This is a genomic window from Stenotrophomonas sp. AC248 (genome assembly GCF_979258185.1).
In genome coordinates this window covers 2,926,636-2,944,741 of record NZ_OZ409840.1, presented here as the reverse complement: position 1 = coordinate 2,944,741, position 18,106 = coordinate 2,926,636, and the positions used below count along the sequence as shown (strand labels likewise).

Sequence of the window (18,106 nt, the reverse complement as noted above, 5' to 3'; positions counted from 1 at the left end):
GGGCGGGCGGTGCGCGGGTCAGCGCAGCACGCCGGGCAGGCCGGGGGCCTGGTTGAGGGTGCTGCGGCTGTCGACATCGAAGCTGCGCAGTTTCTTTTCCTGCGGGGTGGCGCTGACCGTGCCCTTGAGCGAATAGGCGAGGGTGCGGTTGCCGGCAAGGGCGTCAGCGACGACCAGGCGGGCGCCGGAGGCAGGCTGGAGCTGGAGGGTGATGACTTCGGCGGAGACGCCGCCGATGGACACGGCCGGTTTGGCAGTGAGGGTGCCAGCGTCTTCATCGCCGACCTTGAGCGCCAGGCTGAGGTCGTTGAAGACCATGGGCATGGAGCTGAAATTCTGCAGGCGCAGGGCAACATCCCACCCGCCGTCGGCGCGCACGGTGAGCTGCTGGACGCTGGCACCGGGAGGCGAGACGCGCTTGACCACGCCACTGTTGCAGGCGGCAAGGGCCAGGGTGCTGCCGGCGACTAGGGCGACAAGCAGGGCGGTACGGAAGCGGTGGTACATGGGCGCAATCCTCGAGCAGGTGCCGCGTGGGCCAAAGCATACTACGGCGTATGGTGGTTGTGCTGGCTTTGGGTTTTGGTGGGTGCAGGGTAGGGGGTTTTTGTTTCGAAGCTGAAGCCTAAAGCCAAGGCCAGAGCCAGAGCTGGTGCGTCGGCTTGGTGAGGAGGGCGGGCGTGGGTGGGTTGGCGGGACACGCCGCAAGTACGTCCCTGTAGGCTCGTTCGCGCCATCCATGGCGCTCTACGGTCCCGCCAACCCACCCACGCCCACCCTTCCAGCCATGGTCGGCGCGTAGGTGAGAGCAAGAGCAGTGGGTCGGGGTGAGGAGGGGGAGGGGTAGTGCCGAGCGTTGCTCGGCACCTACGCCAACCCCAACCCCAACCCAGACTCCAACCCAGATCCCAGATCCCGCCTTCCACCTTCCACCTTCCACCTCGGCCCCTCCCTCGGCCCCTCCCACCGTCAGCACACAGCCTCAAAAAGGCCAGCGCTTTTCCCCTGCGCCCCCGTTCACTGTCGGGGGTCGGGGCGTGTGGGTGTGCGGGACCCTCCACCGCATGGATGCGGTGGAGGAGCTTACATGGACGTACTTGCAGCGTGTCCCGCACACCCACACGCCCCGGCCCAGCCAGCGCAACACGCACACCAAAGCTCCGGCTCTCGCTCCGGCTCCGGCTCCGGCTCCGGCTCCGGCTCCGGCTCTGGCCCTGGCTCTAAAGAGCTCTTAAAAGCTTCAAAAAAACAAACCCACCCCCAACCCCGTAAAGTCAGACCGGAACAAAAGCGCGGCCAATCACCGGGCGCAGTGGCGGAACACGCACGCCGGTGCATCTGGATTGTTCAGGGGGGTACGAAACATCGCCGCTCATGTTCACTTTCACGGGGAAGTATCCATGCGTTCGTACAAGTTGCAGCCGTTGGCCCGCGCCATCCGCGGAGGCCTGATGGTGTCGGTGCTGGGCATGGTCACGCCCGTCCTGGCCCAGCAGGCCAGTTTTGATATCGCCGGGGGGCGTATCGAAGAAGCATTGCCCGAGTTTGCGCGCCAGGCCGGCATCCAGATCATCAGCCCCGCCGCCGGCGAAGGCGGCATCGCCGTCTCCGCCCTCAAGGGCCAGATGGACGCCCGGCACGCCCTGGCACAACTGCTCGCCGGCACCGGGCTCAGTGTCGCCTCCGATGATGGCCGTACCATTACACTGCGCGCCGATCGCCCGCTGCTCGCCTCGCTGGGCGGCACCGCACTGCTCGCCGCCCAATCCTCGGCCACCACCGTCGCCCCCGAGCCCGCGCCGCTCGACGCCGCACGTAGCGCCCCGGTCACGCTCGACTCGGTCACCGTCGTCGGCACCCAGATCAAGGGCGCCAAAAGCGCCGCCCTGTTGCCCGTGGCCACCCTGCAGGCCGAACAGATCGAAGCCACCGGCGCGGTCTCCGGCGACGAGCTCTACCGCGCCATCCCGCAGATGGGCGACGTCTCCTTCAGCGGCACCAACGGCGGCAACAGTTCCAACTATGCGCGCGGCGACATCGCCTCGGTCAACCTGCGTGGGCTCGGCGTCGGCAACACCCTGCTGCTCATCAACGGCCGCCGCACCGTCGTGCATCCCACCAGCCAGGCCGACGGCAACCTCGTCCCCGTGCTCACCTACAACGCCAACACCGTCCCGGTCGCCAACCTGCGCCGCGTCGAAGTGCTGCTTGACGGCGCGGCCGCCATCTACGGCACCGACGCCGTTGCCGGCGTGGTCAACAACGTCCTGCGCGACGACGTGGACGGCGGCACCATCAGCGTCCAGCGCGGCATCGGCGAAGGCACCAACCTGCGTGACATCGGCATCAACGGCCTGGTCGGCAAGAACTCGCAGGACCTGCGCAGCAACGTCACCCTGGCCTTCAACTACTACGCCACCACCGGGTTGAACTCGCTCGACCAGGACTGGACCCGCAGCGCGGACCGCGCGCCGGACTTCGTCGGTACCGCGTTCGAAGGGCTGAGTGGCACCGACAACCGCAACAGCAACAGCCCGTGGGGCAACTTCACCGCGATCGGCCCGCGCGTGCGCCAGGGCAGCACCTTCCTCACCACCGCCGCGGGTGCGTTCCACGTGCAGCCGCTCACCAACGAGGGCTGCAACGCCACCGTGGCCGATGGCCTGTGCGTGCAGTCCGGCAGCAAGGCCACCGCCGGTGCCGACCGCAACCTGCTGGACAACCAGCAGGCCCAGTTCCCGCTGTCGATCACCCCCGACGTGCACCGCGTCAACCTGTTCCTGACCGGCAAGCATGACTTCGAGAACGGCATCACCGCCTTCGGCGAAGCCGGCTGGTATCAGTCCAAGGCCCGCAGCCTGCAGTCCGGCGTGAACACCATTGCCGCACTGCCGATGACCGTGGCCGCCAGCAACTACTGGAACCCGTTTGGCGCCACCACGCTGCCCGACGGCAGCGCCAACCCCAACCGGCTGGCCAACCTCAACGTGGCCGCCGGCGGTATTCCGGTGAGCATCAGCAGCTACCGCTTCGAGCGGCCCACCCAGATCGACGTCAAGAACACCCAGGTGCGTGCGCTGGGCGGCCTGCGCGGCGTCCACTTCGGCTTCGACTGGGAAACCGCGGCGCTGTATTCCAAGGCCAAGGTGGTCGATACCCAGGACGCGGTCAGCATGACCCTGTTCCAGCAGGCGCTGACCGATGCCACCTCGGCCGCCTACAACCCGTTCTGCGGCGGGTGCAACGACTACGGCAAGCTGGACCGGTTCTTCTACAAGGCCACCCGCACCAGCGAGACCGAGCTGTACCTGTGGGACCTGAAGGCCTCGCGCCCGGACCTGTTCCGCACCTGGGCCGGTGACGTGGGCATGGCCACCGGCCTGGAAGTGCGCCGCGAAACCCAGCGCGACGACCGCGATGCGCGCGTGGACGGCAGCATCACCTATACCGACAGCATCACCGGCATCGGCTACCCCAGCGACATGTACGGGGTGAGCCCGACCCCGGATACCGAAGGGTCGCGCACCGTGGCCGGCCTGTTCGCCGAGTTCTCGGTGCCGCTGGTGTCGCGTGAGATGTCCATTCCGCTGGTGCGTGCACTGGACCTGCAGGTGGCCGGGCGTGCCGAGCACTACAGCGATTTCGGCAGCGTCACCAAGCCCAAGCTGGCCCTGGGCTGGACCGTGATCGACGGGCTTACCGTGCGCGCGTCGTGGGCCAAGGGCTTCCGTGCGCCGAACCTGGAGCAGGTCAACGCCACCGTGGTCAGCCGGTCCAACACGCGCACCGACTACGTCCAGTGCGAAGCCGACGTGCGTTCCGGTGCGCTGGCCTCGATCAATGCCTGCGGCAGCACCTACCGGTCCTCCACCACCGCGCGGCGCTCGGGCAACCCGGACCTCAAGCCGGAAACCTCGACCAATACCAGCGCCGGCATCGTGTTCCAGCCGCAGTTCATCCCCGAGGACATCGGTCGTTTCACCTTCGCGGTGGACTACTACAAGTACGAGCAGGAAGGCATCATCGGCCTGTTCGGCGAGGGCAACGGGCTGATCCTGGACTATCTGCTGCGCCAGCAGGGCAGCAGCAATCCGAACGTGGTCCGCGCCGCCCCCACCGCCGATGACATCGCGCGCTTCGCCGGTACCGGCCTGGATGCCGCCGGCAAGGTGCTGTATGTCACCGACCAGTACGTCAACATGCAGCCGCAGACCGTGCGCGGCGTGGACTACAGCGTTGCCTGGAGCTCGCCGGACACCCGCATCGGCAGGTTCGACGTGGGCATCAACGGCACCCGCCTGATCGAGTTCTACCGCGACCGCTCGCCGGCGCTGCAGGCATTGGAAGACGCCAAGGCCACCGGCCTGGTCGATCCGTCCATCGCCATCACCGGCGGCGGCGACCTGATCGGTGACGGCGGCAACCCGCAGTGGAAGTGGAGCGGCACGCTCACCTGGCGCTACCAGAACCTCAGCATCGGGGCGAGCGCGCGCTATGCCAGCAGCTACCACGAAACCAGCCTGACCCTGGCCGATGGCACGCCGTGGACGGTGAAGTCGCAGACGCTGGCCAACGCCTACGTCAAGTACGACTTCAACCGCGAGGGCCTGTTCAACGGGGTATCGGTCAAGCTGGGGGCCAACAATATCGCCGACAAGCGGCCGCCGGTCTCCGATGACAGTTATGGTTACTCCTCGGCCGTATATCAGGCGTACCCGCGCTACTGGTATGCCAGCGTGACCAAGGCGTTCTGATCCGCAGGTAGTTCCTTACATCGCTGCCCGGTCACTGCCGGGCAGCGCAGCAGGAGTTCAAATGGGCGCAACATTGGCAGCAGAGCGTGCGTTGTGGTTGGCCGAGCATGTCCTGCCGTGCGAGCGGGGCCTGCGCGACTGGCTGCGGCGGCGCATGGCGCAGGCGCAGGACGTGGACGATGTGGTGCAGGAAACCTACGCGATCCTGGCGGCGATGGCCGACGTATCGCACGTGCGGCAACCGCGCGCCTACGTTTACCAGGTGGCGCAATCGGTGGTGCTGCAGCAGGTGCGACGCGCCCAGGTGGTATCGATTGAAATGGTGGCCGAGTTCGACCGGCTGCCGATCACCGGTGAGGACGCCTCACCGGAACGGCTGGCGTCTTCGCGCCAGGAACTCAACAAAGTCACCGCGCTGATCGCGCAGTTGCCGGACAAATGCCGCCAGGCCTTCATCCTGCGACGGGTCGAGGGATTCTCGCAACGCGAGATCGCCGAGCGCATGCAGATCAGCGAGAACACGGTGGAAAAGCACGTGTGCAAGGGTATTCGGTTGTTGATGGAATCGATGAAACAGGATGCGGGTGATGCAGGGTCCACAGGGAAACCGGACAGTACGGAGGCAGTTCATGCACGGCGCCGTTGACACCAACCCGATCGATGACCAGGCCGCGCAGTGGGTGGCGCGCGAGGATCGCGGTGCGCTGGCCCCGGACGAGGTGGCCGAGCGTGACCTCTGGCTGGCCGCCGACCGCCGCCATTTCGGCGCCTACGCACGCGCCCACGCGGTTTACGCGCGAACCGGACGCGCGCGCGCGTTGGGCAGTGCCGACCGCGTGCCACACACCCGCGTGCACGGCCCACGGCCGCGGCTGCAATGGGCCATGGGACTGGCGGCAACGCTGTGCCTGCTGGCGCTGGGCGTGCACGAGCACAGCGATGCCGGGGACTACCACGTCACCCGCAAGGGCGAGATTCTGCGGGTGCCGTTGGCCGATGGCTCGGCGGTGACCCTGGATTCGGGCGCGGCGGTGCGCGTGCACTACACCGGGACGCGGCGCGAGATCACCCTGCTGCGCGGCGAAGCCCTGTTCGACGTGGCCAAAAACCGGGCCCGCCCGTTCGTGGTGACCGCGCGCGATACCGCGGTGACCGCGGTCGGCACCAGCTTTTCGGTGAGCCTCAACGAACAACGCACGCACGGGGTGGAAGTGCTGGTGCGCGAGGGCATCGTCGATGTCGCCACGGCTACCGGCGCGGTGGCCCCGACCCGGCTGCAGGCCAACTACCGTGCACTGGCCAACCGCACCCATGGCATCCGCATCGAGAGCGTTGCCCATGATGACCTGGACCAGCAGCTGGCGTGGCGCGAGGGCATGCTGTCCTTCAACGGCGACACGCTGTCGGTGGCCGCTGCGCAGTTCCTGCGCTACAGCGACGTGCGCATCATGATCGACGACCCGCTGGTCGGCAGCCGTCGCATCGTCGGGCTGTACTCGGCCAACGATCCGCTTGGCTTTGCGCGCAGCGTCGCGCTCAGCCTGGGCCTGGAGGTGGACCAGCAGGGTAACGATGTCTGGCTGCGCACGCCGCACAACGCCTTCCACAGCGCGCCGCGCTCACTGCAATGAACCGGGATGCCCGAATGACTGCCACTGTTTCGCGTGCGCGCCCGCTGGCGCTGCTGACCGCCCTGTTGCTGGCCAGTGGCCAGGCCTGCGTGGTGGCCAGTGCCGCCGACAACGACGTGCTGATCCGCAACGCGATGGTTTTCGACGCCACCGGGCGTGCGCCCTATGCGGCCAGTGTCCTGGTGCAGGATGGGCGCATCGCCGCGATCGGCACCGATCTCAAGGCGCCGGCGCATACCCGCCAGGTGGATGCGCGGGGCCAGGCGCTGCTGCCGGGCCTGTTCGACCTGCACACCCACTGGACCCCGAACGCCGAGCCGGCCACGTTGCCGCAGATCGCCAACCGCTACCTGGCCGCAGGTGTCACCACCGTGAGCGATTTCCACCAGCCACCGGAGGCCTATGCGCCGCGGCGCGCATGGCTGCAGAGCATCGCCGCGCCGGATGTGAAGTTCGCCGCGCGCATGAGCACGCCGCTGGGTCACGGCGCCGACTGGGGGGATGAGAACACTACCCGTTGGGTCAACTCGCCCGAAGCGGCCACCGCAGCGGTCAAACAGGTGGCGGCCTACAAGCCGGACTTCATCAAGGCGTTCACCGACGGCTGGCGTTACTCCAACGCGGCCGACAACAGCAGCATGGACGAAGAAACCCTGGCCGCCCTCGTGGAGGAGGCGCACCGCCAGCAGCTGCGCGTGTTCACCCACACGGTAATGGTCAAGCGCGGCAAGACCGCCGCGCGTGCCGGGGTGGATGCACTGGCGCACAGCGTGCAGGACGGCCCGGCCGACGCCGAGCTGATTGCCCTGATGAAACAGCACGGCACCCGTTACTCGCCGTCGCTGGCGGTGTACCTGCCCGAGCGCGTGGATGGCAGCGGCAAGGCCCGCGCCGGCACCGAGGCCTACCGCCAGCGCGAGGCGAACTTCGCCAATGCACTGCGCAACGTCAAGACGCTGCACGACGCCGGCATTCCGATCGTGCTGGGCACCGATGCCGGCATGACCGGCACCCCGCACGGCGCGTCCACCCTGCGCGAGCTGGAACTGTTCGTGCAGGCCGGGCTTACCCCGACCGAGGCCCTGCTGGCCGGCACCCGCGCCAGTGCCGAAGCGCTGGCCCTGGACGACCGCGGCAGCATCGAGGTCGGCAAGCGCGCCGACCTGCTGCTGGTCACGGGCAAGCCGTGGGAGCGCATTGGCGACATCCGCAACACCCAGCAGGTCTATGTGGCCGGGCGCCAGGTGGTGGGCAAGGGCGTGCAGCTGCCGGCGGGCAACCACGCCGCGTCGCTGCCGCCGCTACGCATTGGCGCGTTGGTGGATGATTTCGAGCGTGCCGACCAGCGCACCGTGCTGGACACCCTGCGCAATGACGATGCCGACGGTGGCAACGACCGTACCGTGCAGGTCACCGACGTGATCGATCGCGATGGCGGCGGCAAGGCGCTGTCGATGCAGGCCCGGCTGTCGAGCAAGGACGACGCCTATGCAGGCGTGATTCTGCCGCTGACGCGCGGTTCGGTAGCCCCGGCCGACCTGCGCGGCTGGAAAGGCGTGCGCGTGGAGGTGCGCGGCGATGCCACGTTGCGCCTGGAAGCGCGCGGCCTGCAGGGCCGCCGCTGGGCCGCGCCGGTAACGACCAATGGCAGCTGGCAGACCGTGGAGATCCCGTTCCATGCGCTGCAGGGCCAGCCGCCGTACCGCGCCAAGGGGCCGTTGCCCGCCTGGCGCGGCGATGACGTGCAGCAGCTGGTGTTCACCGGCACCGGCGACGCGGGCGTGAAGATCTGGTTCGAGATCGACAATGTCCGGTTCTACTGACGTGGTGCTGCGCCGTGCACGGGTTGCGCTGGCGGTCCTTGCCTGCTCCGTGGGCCTGCCCGCAGGGGCCGCCGATGCCTCCCACGACGTGCTGGCGGCGGTGGATGCCTACGCCACGCGGCAGGCCGAAGTCGGCCAGCAGCTGTGGGCACAGCCGGAACTGGGCTACCTGGAAACCCGGTCATCGGCACTGCTGCAGGACGAGCTGCGCAAGGCCGGTTTTCGCATCGACGCCGGTGTGGCAGGCATGCCTACCGCGTTCGTGGCCCGCTACGGCAAGCGCGGCAACGGACCGGTGATCGCGCTGCTGGCCGAGATGGATGCCTTGCCCGGCATGTCGCAGGCGGCGTTGCCCACGCGCAGCCCCATTGCCGGCCAGGACGCGGGCCAGGCCTGTGGTCACAACCTGTTCGGCGCCGCGGTGGTGGGCGCTGCGCAGGCCGTGGCGCAGTGGCTCGCGGCCAGTGGCCACGACGGCGAAGTGCGCGTGTATGGCACGCCGGCCGAGGAGGGCGGCAGCGGCAAGGTCTACATGACCCGCGCCGGCCTGTTCAACGACGTGGACGTGGCGCTGCATTGGCACCCGGCGGCGGCCAACTCCGCCGCACAGGGCACCAGCCTGGCCAACATCAGTGGCAAGTTCCGCTTCAAAGGCATCGCCGCGCACGCGGCGCTGGCCCCGGATCGCGGGCGCTCGGCGCTGGATGGCGTGGAAGCGCTCAACCACATGGCCAACATGATGCGCGAGCACGTGCCCGACGGCACCCGCATCCATTACGTGATCAGCAACGGCGGCGCCGCGCCGAACGTGGTGCCCGATGCCGCCGAGGCGTACTACTACGTGCGCCACGTCGACCCGGCCGTGGTGCGCGATGTGATCGACCGCCTGCAGCTGGCCGCGCGCGGTGCGGCGATGGGCACCGGCACCGAGGCGGTGTTCGAACCTACCGGCGGGGTGTACTCGCTGCTGCCCAACGATGCGCTGGGACGCGTCATGCAGGCCTCGCTGCAGCAGGTGGGTGGTGTGATCTATGACGCGGCCGACACCGCGTTCGCCACCCAGCTGCAGCAGACCCTGCAGCAACGTCCTGCTTTGGCCGCTGCGGCCGCGCTGGAGCCGTATCGCGACGATCAGGCCGGGGGCGCATCCACCGATGTGGGCGATGTGAGCTGGAACGTGCCCACCGTTGGGCTCAGTACCGCCACCTGGGTGCCCGGCACGCCGGCGCACAGCTGGCAGGCGGTGGCGGCCTCGGGGGCGCCGATCGGGACCAAGGGGGCGCTTACCGCGGCGAAGGTGCTGGCGCTGACCACGGTGGCGTTGTTGCAGTCGCCACAGACCGTGACGGCGGCGAAGAACGAATTCGCACAGCGGCGGGGCGCGCAGTTCCGTTACGTGCCGCTGCTGGATCGCACCACACCGCCGCTGGACTACCGCGTGCGCGCGAAGGACCAGGCAAGCACGGCGCCGCTCAATCCAGCGGCGCCATCACTTTCAACGGCGCCAGGTCGTAGCCCATGACTTCGGCCTTGGCCTTGATGCTGTCGAACTGCGTGGCGTCCATGCGCGGCGAGCGCGACAGGATCCACAGGTACTTGCGGTCGGGGTCACCCACCAGTGCCCACTGGTACTCCGGATCCAGCGCGATCACCCAGTAGTCGGCCCACACCAGCGGCACCCACGCCAGCCAGTCGGGGACGAAGCGCACCTGCAGCTGGCCCGGCGCGCCCTCTACCGGGCGCGCCACGCCTTCGGCGGCGATGCGCTCGCCATCGGCGGTGCGGCACGCGTTGTGCACGCTGATGCGGCCGTCACCACGCAGCGCATAGGTGGCGGTGATGTCGCCCACGCACTTCTTCTGGAACGACACCGGCAGGTGCGCGATCTCATGCCACTGGCCCGCGTAACGGCCCATGTCCAGGGCGGGCACCGAGCGCACGGGTTCGGCCGCCCACAGCGATGTGGCTGCAGACAGGAGAAGCAGGGCAAGCCACGGGCTGAACATGCGCATCGACGGCACTCCGGAACGGTCGCCCGAGCTTAGGGGCAGGGCAGGGGCGAGGTGTGAAGTTTCTGTCATTTGCGGGCGCGCCCGAACGGCACCTTGAGAGGCGCGACAGCCAGGTGGACATTTCGGCCCCATTGGGCTGGCGGCGATACGCGCAATGCGGGCATCGCTTCCGACACGTTGCGTTTGAGTCCCGCGCAGTTCGGTCTAAAGGCTGCGGACGAAGGCCTTCATGGCTGCCTGCCAGCGCACCTCATCCGATCTGAAGTCCAGGCGCGCGCCGTCGCTCGCGCGGGTGACGTAGTGAAGATCTGCCACTGTGTTCATTTCGCCCGGGTGCGAAGGCAGCCAGAACACCAGCGTGTCCGTTTTCGCCGACCACTCATGCACCAGGTCCCACTCGATCTCCTTGCGGACGATCTCGAACAGCTCGGCCGTGTTGCTTACGGTCCAGCCCGCATTGTGCAGCTGCGTCCTCAGTTCGATCATCCAGTCGCGCGCGTGCATCTGCGTCCTCGCAGGAAAGGGATCCGTGCAGATTCCGTACAACCGCACAAAGAAAAAGAGCCCGCATTTCTGCGAGCTCTTCTTGAATCATGGTGGCCGAGGACGGAATCGAACCGCCGACACGGGGATTTTCAATCCCCTGCTCTACCAACTGAGCTACTCGGCCACTTCATCGCTGCGTTGCCGCTGGCGAGGACGCGAATAATACGGAGGTATGCAGGGTTCGGCAAGCGTTTCGCGAAAAAAATTTCACATTTGTTGCCAGGCCTCGCGCGAAGGCCTGCAAGTGCTTGATCCGGCGTGCCCGTGCGCGGTGCCGTGCGCATGAACATCGGTTCAGTCCGCACCTCGCGCGCTGCGCTCAGTGCGTGTCGTCGGGCATGCACCACAGCAGCACGATGCCGATGGCCATGATCACCGCGGCCAGCAGCAACGATGCCTGGTAGGAGCCACTGTCGCGGGCGAGGGTGCCGGCCAGTGCCGGGGCCAGGATCTGCGCCACGCCGTAACTCAACGTCAGGTTGGCCATCGCCTTGGCGGGGTTGCGTGGGTAATGGCGGCCGACCACGGTGAGGGTGAGGCTGACGATGCCGGCGAAGGTGAGGCCGAACAGCACGGCGCTGCCCAGCCCGGCCAGCAGTCCGTCATCCAGCAGCGGCAATACGAAGGAGACAGCCTGCAGCGCGAAAGCCAGCATCAGCGCACGGATCAGGCCCAGCCGCGCCGCCAGCCGGTCCCAGCCGAAGGTGGAGGGCACGGCGGCCAGCCCGACCAGCACCCAAACCGCGCTGCCATGGCCGTCAAACACGGCGGTCTGTTCCAGGATGGCCACGATGAAGGTGGCGCTGACCACGAAGCCGAAGCCGGCGCAGAAGTAGGCGGCGACCAGCAGGTAGCGCCAGCGCCGGCCGGGCGGGGTGGGCGCGGTGCCCGTGGCCTGGGCCGATCCCGTGCCCGGCGCAGGCATCCAAAACCAGGCCGGCACCAGGAACAGCACCCCCAGGGCGGCCAGCCAGATCCATTGGCCGCTGGAGCTGGCATGCCCGGCCAGCGCAGCGGTGGCCATACCGGACACCGCGATGCCCAGCCCCAGCCCGGCAAAATGCAGGCCCAACCGCGGGCGCAGGCCCTGTGCCAGCAGCCAGTTCAGCACCAGTCCCGAGGCCAGCAGCAGCCCGGCCGTGCTGGACAGGCCCGCCATGAAGCGCAGCAGGCTCCATAGCCAGGGCGTAGTGGTGAGCCCCATCAGCCCGGTGGCCAGCACGGCCAGCACCAGGCCCACCCGGTAGAAGTGGAACTTCTGCCGCATGTCGCCCACCCGCGCCACCAGCAGCGTGCCCAGCAGGTAGCCCAGGTAGTTGAAGGTGGCCAGCCAGCCGCCTTGGGCAGCGCTGAGCCCGGCGTCCACCCGCATCAGCGGCAGCAACGGGGTGTAGGCGAAGCGGGCCAGACCTACGGTAAGCACCAGCGCGCAGATGCCGGCGCCGATGACCTGCCAGGGGCGGCGTGCGGGCGCAGCAGAGGGGAGGACGGGCATGGCGACAGGCAGCAGGGGGTTGGCCCATCCTCAGCGCACGGGGCCTGACTGTCTTTCGATAGAATGACCCATCATGTCGACCAAGCGACAATCCCGGCCGTCCACGCAGGTGCAGCCCTGGCGCGAAGTCCCGGTACCGGCGCTGCGGCAGCTGCCGTGGCCGGTGGTGGCGCGCAGCCAGCAGCTGGCCGCCGGCGAGCGTTTTCCACCACACGCGCATCCCTGGAACCAGCTGGTGTTCGCCACCGACGGTGTGCTGCAGGTCAGTGCCGCGCACGCGCGCCATGTGATCACCCCGCAGCAGGCGCTGTGGGTGCCCACCGGCATGCTGCACCACACCGGCGCCCTGGGCGCGGCGGCCTTCCGCAACCTCTATGTGGCCGACGACGCGGCGCTGGGCATGCCCGACCATTGCGTGGTGCTGGAGGTGTCGGCATTGCTGCGGGAACTGATCGTGGAACTGGACCGCACCACGGCCGACCACGACCCGGACTACTACCTCACGCTGTGCCGCCTGATCACCACCCAGCTGCGCCGCCAGCCGCGCCACCTGCTGCACCTGCCGTGGCCACAGGATGCACGCCTGCAGCGCTGGTGCCAGACCCTGCACGACCACCCCGGCGACGAGCGCGACATGGCGTACTGGGCCAACCGGCTGGGTGCATCGACGCGCACGCTGGCGCGGCACTTCGAGCGTGAGACCGGCATGACCCTGCGCGCGTGGCGTACGCGGTTGCGCCTGCTGCGTGCGATCGAATGGCTGGCGCAGGGGCGTTCGCCCACCGTGATCGCGCACGAACTGGGCTATGCATCGGCGTCCGCGTTCAACTACATGTTCCGGGTGGAAATGGGGATCAGCCCGTTGCAGTGGCGGCGAACACGCTGACCGTCGCACACTGTCGGGCTACCCCTGCACACGCTGGAGCACGGCAATGCCCGATTGGAACGCACTGGACGATGCCTACGGCAGCGCCGCCACCGTGGGCGCGATGCTCGAGGAACTGGATGCCGGAACCGGCGAAGTGGACTGGGATGTGCTGTGGTCACACCTGTGCCACCAGTCCACGGTGTACTCGGCCAGCCTGCAGGCGCTTCCGTATCTGCTGCGTGCCGCGCTGAACGCGGTGCCGGCGCAGCGGATCGAGCCGTTGTTGCTGGCGGGCGCCATCGTCAGCCATGCCGACAGCGCGCCGGTGCAGGTGCCGGGCCATCCGCAGCTGCTGCCGCTGCTGCAGGACTGCGCCGCACAGACCCTGCGCGAGGTTGCCCAGGACGACCTGCCCGACGCGTCGTTCCTGCACCTGCTGCAGGCCCACCTGGCGTTCGGTGGGGAACGGGTCTGGTCGCGCGCGTTGGCCGGCGTGCTGGAAGGCGAACTGTCGGGCGTGTGCCCGGCATGCCAAACCGATCTGTACATCGTCATCGACTCGCCGCAGGCCTTCGTCACGCACGAGGAATGGATAGGGGGTGGGGCGGTGCGTACGGCGGTGATCGAAGCGGCGGTCGGTAATCCAGCCTCCGAGTCGGAGCGCTGGCTGCTGGAGATGGCACGCGCGCACCGCGACGGATTCATCGACACGCTACGGTTGCTGTTCGGCAGCTCACGCTGTACACACTGCGAGGCACCGTTCGAACTGCGTGAGGCGGTGCGGTTGAACGGCTGAGCGCGGTTTCAGGTGCGCGCGTCGGCTACTTCGCCAGCGGACAGGCCAGGCTGACCAGCCGATCACCCTTGAAGCGCGCTTCGATGATGCCGTCGCCTTCCTTGAACGCCTGCCAGTGCGCCAGTGCCGGTGCGCCGGGCAGCGGGTTGCCCAGGTGGAAGTACACCTTGCCGCGGGAGTCGCCGGGCCGGACGTGTGCGCAACCGATCACCGGCGTGGCCATCTGCCCGCAGTCACCCTGCAGCAGGCACAGCCGCGTATGGCACAGGCCACTGCCCGACCAATGGCCCTGCGCGGCCAGGCAGCCCGGCTCGGTGGCCAGCACGGCCCACAGCCCCAGGCCAAGCGCGGTGGTGGCCGACATCAACAGCAGCAGATAGCGCGCGGCGTTGGCGCGAACGTGGCGGGCAAGGGCGATCATCGCGCCATGATGCGCTACGCGGCCTCCCGGTGACCATGGCAGGCTTGCACGCGGTGGCCAGTGGAATGCTGTTGTCGCATCGGTACTACCGATGCAGGCGGGGCAGGGGCTGGCGGCGTCGCGCGGCCAGCGCACGGATGGAACGCTGTTTTACCCCCACCCCAGGCACCCCGCCAGCGACTACCGTGAGCACACACTGTCATGGAGTTGCGCATCGATGAACGACCTCACCAACACCCGCGTCGTCCTGGCCTCGCGGCCGCAGGGCGAACCGGTTGCCGCCAACTTCCGCCTGGAGCAGGTCGCCGTGCCGACGCCGGGTCCGGGCCAGGTGCTGCTGCGCAACCGCTGGCTGTCGCTGGATCCGTACATGCGCGGTCGCATGGAGGAGGGCCCCTCGTATGCCGCGCCGGTGGCCGTTGATGCCGTGATGGAAGGGCGCACGGTGTCGGAGGTGATTGCGTCCAACCATCCTGGCATTGCGGTCGGCGCGCAGGTCGTGGCCACGGGCAACTGGCAGACCCACGCGGTGGTGGACGGTGACAGCATCACCCGCACGCTGGACGACACCGGCTTGCCGGTCAGTACCGCGCTGGGCGTGTATGGCATGCCCGGCTTCACCGCGTATGCCGGGCTGCAGGAGATCGGCCGGCTGCAGCCCGGCGAGACACTGGTGGTGGCGGCCGCCAGCGGCCCGGTCGGGGCCACGGTAGGGCAGATCGCCAAGCTGCAGGGCGCGCGCACGGTGGGCATTGCCGGCGGCCAGCAGAAGCGCCGCTACCTTGAAACGCTGGGATTCGACGTCGCCCTGGACCATCGCGCCGACGACTTCGCAACCCAGTTGCGCGCGGCGGTACCCAACGGCATCGATGTGTACTTCGAGAATGTGGGCGGCCACGTCTTCGAGGCCGTGGTGCCGCTGCTGAACGACTTCGCGCGCATTCCGGTGTGCGGCACGATCGCCACCTACAACGCACGTGGCGCGGTACTGCCGGGACCGGACCGGCTGCCGGGCTTCATGAGCCAGGTGCTGCGCCAGCGGCTCACCGTGCGCGGCTTCATCCAGTCCGACTTCCACGCGCTGTTCCCGGCGTTCCTGACGGACATGGCGCGGTGGCTGCAGGAGGGCAAGGTGCAGTATCGCGAAGACATCGTCGAGGGCCTGGCGCAGGCGCCGGAGGCATTCTTCGGCCTGCTCAAGGGGCGCAACTTCGGCAAGCTGGTGGTCAAGCTGGACTGAGCGGTGCGGTGCGCGGGCAGGTGCGTTCGAGCGCAGCGGCGTTGCCATGGCCCACACGGGTCCGTGACCGGCGCATCACCCCGCGCTGGCTAGGCTGGCAGCTATCCCCGTGACACAGCCACAGCGAGTACCCAGCATGACCAGCAACGACAAGCAGCAGGGCCAGCAGCAAGGCACCAAGGAAGCCCAGCAGGACCGCAAGCAGGACGAAGTGGCCAAACAGCGCCCGGGCCAGACCGACCAGGCCATCCATGACGCGGAAACCCGGCGCCCGGAGCGCAAGGACCAGGGAGACGATTGACGGGTTTGAAGACGGGCTGCAACGCCCAGTGACCCGCGGCTGCTGAGGTCACTGGGCGGGAACCGGGACAATCCTCGCGCCAAATATCTCCGAAGTGACGTAGTGCAGCAGCTCGACCTGGCCGTCGGTGACGCCTGTGATATGGAATGGACGAGAGAGTGTGTCGTCGACTTGGATGGGGGTCATGGTGTTGCTGGAGATGGTGTACAGGTAGATCAGTGTGTCCCGGGGAGGAAGCGACTCCACCTCGGCAGCCGTCAGGCCTTCGGTGTCCAGCGAAGGGAGGTCGGCCTGCCCGATGAGATGGTTGTTGTCGAAAATCTTCCAGCTGAAGTTGGTGGCGTCCTCTGGGCCCTCCGGATGCATCGGAGGCTTCGCCATATCCATCAGGGATCTTGCAGAAACAATCGAATATCCGGCGTTACCCACCTTTACAAGAAACCAGCGTTCGTCAGGACTGATCTCCAAGGTCTGGATGCTCGCTCTGGGCGCTGATGACCTGACTACCTCACCCTCCATGTTGACGATTCGTGCTTGTGCAGATCCGATCGCGAGGAGTCTGAACAGTTTCGACTTCTGGACGGGTCGCGAGGTCTCACGGAGCTTCTCAGGCTGCAGCGTGTAGGGGACAGCAAGCTGTTTCGAGCGCGCTTCGGAAGACAGTGCCATGTCGGTCGACTCTTCTACGGCGGCTGCAACCGCAAGCGACGGCAAGGTGCAGGCTATAAGAACTGCATAGATCAGGCTGGGATACCGTAGTGCCTGACGGAGTGGGGACGGCAAATGGAGATGCATGCGTCAGATTTCCTTCATTGGTTGCGCCTCAGATCTTCGAGTAATGCAGCTGCGATGGCGTCGCATATATCCTGTCGGACCTGCTCGTATCCATCGGTGATGCTCAGGAGCTTGTCTACATCCTCGTGATCGATGAATTCGACCTCCAGCAGCGCAGCGCGAAGCGGGTGGTACAAAGCAGTGTTTCCAAGTTGAGGGTCACTCAAGACCGCAAGCTGCCTTTCGGACTTTACACCGCGATTTCTGGCGCCAGCATCATGGGCGAGGATGGCGCCGTAAAGTCGCATCGTTGACTCTTTCCGCGAGTGCCGTGTCTTCGGCGAAGTTGACATTGTCTCTGCGCGGGCGGACCAATGTCTCCGTGCCTCTGGCGATCCCATTGGCTCCGTTGAAGTGGATGCTGAGTAGTATGTCGGCGCCGTTATCGCGGCCTACATTCGCGCGGTCTGTTCCGGCTTTGTTTTCATCGTCTGCCATGACGCTGATTATTGCGGCCGATGTGCAAGACCATCTGATCCTTGCCGGGGATCATTGCGCCGTGCTGTCACGGGGGTCAAATGCGACAGAACACGTGATTATTCGCAATTATCAGAAAATCTATTGCTGGAAGTACGGGGCTATTGCGGGCTCCGGCGACGTCGTGTTGATGGTGGTTTTCCTGCGTCTGTTTCTGCTCCATGAGCGCCAGAATGCGCGTGTGGATGTGCTGCAGATTGCCAGCGAGGCAAAGGCGGCGCGTATTCGCGCAGGTAGTCCGCCTGGTGAGTGTGTAGGGAACATCTTCTTTACATTGCCCGCATCTGATGGGTTCCAGATGCATGGCGTGTACATCGGCGAGCACAGGATCCGGTTGGAAACCGTCGACCCGATCAGTACGTGCTTCTCGATGCAGGAACAGCGATCACCGGACCGGACCGCATGCAACGCGTTCAACGGCCGCTTGAGACCGGCGCTGTTCTTCAGCGACACCCGCGCGTTCGATACGCACCATCTTGACCTTCTGCGCCGCTTCTTCGAGTGCCAAAGCGCGATGGATGATCGCGTGACCGGCTCCTTCGACGTCATGTTTCTCGACAAGCGCACCGGTATCGGCAGGTTCTGGACGGCACCGGACGGGATGGGGCTGCGGGTCTCACTCGGGGGTGAACTGGAGTCTGCCGGTGAGGGGCTGGTCCAACGAAAAAGGCCGGAAGCCCTGTCTTTGCAGGTATTCCGGCCTTTCCAATGCCCTGTCGGGCTGAATAAGTGGTGGAGCCAAGGAGGATCGAACTCCTGACCTCGTCGATGCGAACGACGCGCTCTCCCAGCTGAGCTATGGCCCCACGGATGGTGCAGACCGCGTGGGCGTTGCCTCGCGATGCACCTAGTCTAGCGCCGTGAATGGGCCGCTGCCAAGGGGCGGCGGCGCCGGCAGGTGCACAGCG

18 protein-coding genes and 2 tRNA genes are annotated in these 18,106 nt (G+C 67.2%); 10 read left to right on the top strand and 10 right to left on the bottom strand.

Annotated elements, in window-relative coordinates; translation table 11 throughout:
* Positions 1-18: 18 nt before the first annotated feature.
* Positions 19-507 carry an LEA/WHy family protein gene (locus tag ACZ0AE_RS13430; protein ID WP_038687337.1) on the bottom strand — a complete coding sequence of 163 codons (489 nt, stop codon included), beginning with the start codon at positions 505-507 and terminating at the stop codon, positions 19-21.
* An 893-nt stretch (positions 508-1,400) separates the two neighbouring features.
* Between ACZ0AE_RS13430 and ACZ0AE_RS13425 the strand changes: the two genes are divergently transcribed.
* The 5 genes from ACZ0AE_RS13425 to ACZ0AE_RS13405 all read left to right on the top strand — a co-directional run bounded on the left by ACZ0AE_RS13425 (position 1,401) and on the right by ACZ0AE_RS13405 (position 9,730).
* Positions 1,401-4,754, top strand: coding sequence for a TonB-dependent receptor (locus tag ACZ0AE_RS13425; RefSeq protein ID WP_463601360.1), 3,354 nt, complete (start codon positions 1,401-1,403; stop codon positions 4,752-4,754).
* A 61-nt stretch (positions 4,755-4,815) separates the two neighbouring features.
* Entirely contained in the window at positions 4,816-5,400 is a 585-nt protein-coding gene (locus tag ACZ0AE_RS13420) for an RNA polymerase sigma factor (RefSeq protein ID WP_137189991.1), read from the top strand.
* The gene (locus tag ACZ0AE_RS13415; RefSeq protein WP_447594837.1) at positions 5,384-6,385 is read left to right on the top strand and encodes a FecR family protein; all 1,002 of its coding nucleotides are present in this window, start codon (positions 5,384-5,386) and stop codon (positions 6,383-6,385) included. The genes ACZ0AE_RS13420 and ACZ0AE_RS13415 overlap by 17 nt, the downstream gene beginning before the upstream one ends.
* Before the next feature lie 14 nt (positions 6,386-6,399).
* Positions 6,400-8,208 (top strand): amidohydrolase family protein, encoded by a 1,809-nt coding sequence (locus ACZ0AE_RS13410; RefSeq protein WP_463601359.1) that lies wholly within the window; start codon positions 6,400-6,402, stop codon positions 8,206-8,208.
* Positions 8,192-9,730: an amidohydrolase gene (locus ACZ0AE_RS13405; protein WP_463601358.1), complete on the top strand. Its 1,539-nt coding sequence runs from the start codon at positions 8,192-8,194 to the stop codon at positions 9,728-9,730. Before ACZ0AE_RS13410 ends, ACZ0AE_RS13405 begins: the two co-directional genes overlap by 17 nt.
* Here ACZ0AE_RS13405 and ACZ0AE_RS13400 read toward each other — a convergent pair.
* The 4 genes from ACZ0AE_RS13400 to ACZ0AE_RS13385 form a co-directional block, all read right to left on the bottom strand.
* Positions 9,681-10,220 (bottom strand): lipocalin family protein, encoded by a 540-nt coding sequence (locus ACZ0AE_RS13400; RefSeq protein WP_463601357.1) that lies wholly within the window; start codon positions 10,218-10,220, stop codon positions 9,681-9,683. The genes ACZ0AE_RS13405 and ACZ0AE_RS13400 overlap by 50 nt on opposite strands.
* A 204-nt stretch (positions 10,221-10,424) precedes the next feature.
* Positions 10,425-10,724, bottom strand: coding sequence for a hypothetical protein (locus tag ACZ0AE_RS13395; RefSeq protein ID WP_463601356.1), 300 nt, complete (start codon positions 10,722-10,724; stop codon positions 10,425-10,427).
* 90 nt (positions 10,725-10,814) lie between these two features.
* A tRNA-Phe gene (locus tag ACZ0AE_RS13390) sits at positions 10,815-10,890 on the bottom strand.
* A gap of 195 nt (positions 10,891-11,085) precedes the next feature.
* A complete protein-coding gene (locus ACZ0AE_RS13385; protein ID WP_463601355.1) occupies positions 11,086-12,261 on the bottom strand; it encodes a YbfB/YjiJ family MFS transporter in 1,176 nt (391 codons plus the stop codon).
* A 73-nt stretch (positions 12,262-12,334) separates the two neighbouring features.
* Between ACZ0AE_RS13385 and ACZ0AE_RS13380 the strand changes: the two genes are divergently transcribed.
* Together ACZ0AE_RS13380 and ACZ0AE_RS13375 are read left to right on the top strand one after the other, a co-directional pair.
* Positions 12,335-13,147, top strand: a complete 813-nt coding sequence (locus ACZ0AE_RS13380) for an AraC family transcriptional regulator (RefSeq protein ID WP_463601354.1) — start codon at positions 12,335-12,337, stop codon at positions 13,145-13,147.
* A 46-nt stretch (positions 13,148-13,193) separates the two neighbouring features.
* Complete coding sequence (locus tag ACZ0AE_RS13375; RefSeq protein WP_463601353.1) at positions 13,194-13,925, top strand: hypothetical protein; 732 nt, start codon at positions 13,194-13,196, stop codon at positions 13,923-13,925.
* A gap of 25 nt (positions 13,926-13,950) precedes the next feature.
* On the opposite strand, the gene ACZ0AE_RS13370 is transcribed toward ACZ0AE_RS13375, so the two are convergent.
* Positions 13,951-14,346: a hypothetical protein gene (locus tag ACZ0AE_RS13370; RefSeq protein ID WP_463601352.1), complete on the bottom strand. Its 396-nt coding sequence runs from the start codon at positions 14,344-14,346 to the stop codon at positions 13,951-13,953.
* Between the two features lie 217 nt (positions 14,347-14,563).
* Here ACZ0AE_RS13370 and ACZ0AE_RS13365 point away from each other — a divergent pair, with 217 nt between their 5' ends.
* Positions 14,564-15,586, top strand: coding sequence for an NADP-dependent oxidoreductase (locus ACZ0AE_RS13365; RefSeq protein ID WP_463601351.1), 1,023 nt, complete (start codon positions 14,564-14,566; stop codon positions 15,584-15,586).
* 136 nt (positions 15,587-15,722) lie between these two features.
* A complete protein-coding gene (locus ACZ0AE_RS13360) occupies positions 15,723-15,887 on the top strand; it encodes a hypothetical protein (protein WP_463601350.1) in 165 nt (54 codons plus the stop codon).
* A gap of 48 nt (positions 15,888-15,935) precedes the next feature.
* On the opposite strand, the gene ACZ0AE_RS13355 is transcribed toward ACZ0AE_RS13360, so the two are convergent.
* The 3 genes from ACZ0AE_RS13355 to ACZ0AE_RS13345 form a co-directional block, all read right to left on the bottom strand.
* Positions 15,936-16,556 (bottom strand): hypothetical protein, encoded by a 621-nt coding sequence (locus tag ACZ0AE_RS13355; RefSeq protein WP_463601349.1) that lies wholly within the window; start codon positions 16,554-16,556, stop codon positions 15,936-15,938.
* A 140-nt stretch (positions 16,557-16,696) separates the two neighbouring features.
* Positions 16,697-16,969: an N-acetylmuramoyl-L-alanine amidase gene (locus ACZ0AE_RS13350; RefSeq protein WP_185753473.1), complete on the bottom strand. Its 273-nt coding sequence runs from the start codon at positions 16,967-16,969 to the stop codon at positions 16,697-16,699.
* Positions 16,938-17,159: an N-acetylmuramoyl-L-alanine amidase gene (locus ACZ0AE_RS13345; RefSeq protein WP_081797169.1), complete on the bottom strand. Its 222-nt coding sequence runs from the start codon at positions 17,157-17,159 to the stop codon at positions 16,938-16,940. The genes ACZ0AE_RS13350 and ACZ0AE_RS13345 overlap by 32 nt, the downstream gene beginning before the upstream one ends.
* Here ACZ0AE_RS13345 and ACZ0AE_RS13340 point away from each other — a divergent pair.
* Complete coding sequence (locus ACZ0AE_RS13340; protein ID WP_448134076.1) at positions 17,158-17,958, top strand: hypothetical protein; 801 nt, start codon at positions 17,158-17,160, stop codon at positions 17,956-17,958. The two genes, ACZ0AE_RS13345 and ACZ0AE_RS13340, sit on opposite strands and share 2 nt — an antisense overlap.
* Here ACZ0AE_RS13340 and ACZ0AE_RS13335 read toward each other — a convergent pair.
* Positions 17,929-18,004: transfer RNA gene (locus tag ACZ0AE_RS13335), tRNA-Ala, on the bottom strand. The two genes, ACZ0AE_RS13340 and ACZ0AE_RS13335, sit on opposite strands and share 30 nt — an antisense overlap.
* Between the last annotated feature and the right edge of the window lie 102 nt (positions 18,005-18,106).